1 protein-coding gene and 1 pseudogene are annotated in these 988 nt (G+C 62.7%); both read right to left on the bottom strand.

Annotated elements, in window-relative coordinates; genetic code table 11:
• The coding region (locus tag EOA22_RS35130) for a 4Fe-4S binding protein (RefSeq protein ID WP_164756246.1) at positions 1-623 on the bottom strand (623 nt) is incomplete at its 3' end.
• 186 nt (positions 624-809) lie between these two features.
• Positions 810-988 (bottom strand): annotated as a pseudogene (locus tag EOA22_RS39385) (cytochrome C oxidase Cbb3); the annotation flags it as partial.

Raw genomic sequence — 988 nt, 5'->3', positions numbered from 1 at the left:
GTGATGTAGGCAACGGGTGCCGCGGTGCCGGTAAAGAGTTCGCCAACCAGCGTCGGCGCATCGGCAAAATAGAAGATCCAGGCGCCGCCCGTCGCCGCCCCTATGCCCAGCCAGATGGCGTGTTTCGATGCCCGCAGCGCAAGCTTGCGGGCGGTCCATGGGCCGGCATCGAGTTTCATGCGTGCGTTGCGATCACCCTCGATGGCGCGCTCGACGACCAGAAACAGATCGACCCATACAGTCTGCGGACATGTATAGCCGCACCAGGCGCGACCGATAGTCGACGTGATCAGGAAAAGACCGACGCCGGCCATGATCAGAAGGCCGGCCACATAGTAGAATTCCTGCGGCCAGATCTCGATGAAGAAGAAGTAGAAGCGCCGGTTGGCGAGATCGAGCAGCACGGCCTGGTCCGGGGCGAACGGGCCACGGTCCCATCGCAACCACTGTGTCAGGTAGTAGATACCGAGTGTGATCGCCATCACCAGCCACTTGAACCGACGAAAGTTCCCTGTTGCCCGTTTCGGGAATATCTTCTTGCGCGCGGCATACATCGGCTGGCGCACCTTGGCGGAATTGGCCGCTTCGGCTTCGAGCCGCTCTACCTGCGTATTGTCCAGCACATGCATCTCCACTCGCGCAGGCGACAATCTGCCCATGCCCAGGCTGCCAGCGTAGGCAAGTCTTGGCGCGGGGCGGGGGCAGGCGCGTTGATGCAAGTCAATTACCGGTGCCGAATATAGGTCGAGGCCCGGCATGGCCGGGCCTCGTCGCTTGGCTGGCGAAGGGTGGGAACAGGTCCCCGCTTCCTATTCCCCACCACCAAGCGAATGGATATAGACGGCGAGTTCCTTGACCTTGGTCTCGCCCAGGCGTGCGCCCCAGGCCGGCATGACGCCCTGTTTTGGCGCACGGACCTGTGCGGCGATGGCTGTCTCACCGGATCCATAGAGCCAGATCGCATCGGTCAGGTCGGGCGCCCCGAGCT

The organism is Mesorhizobium sp. M7A.F.Ca.US.014.04.1.1, assembly GCF_003998745.1.
Taxonomy (GTDB): domain Bacteria; phylum Pseudomonadota; class Alphaproteobacteria; order Rhizobiales; family Rhizobiaceae; genus Mesorhizobium; species Mesorhizobium ciceri.
This window is presented reverse-complemented; position numbering and strand designations above follow the sequence as displayed.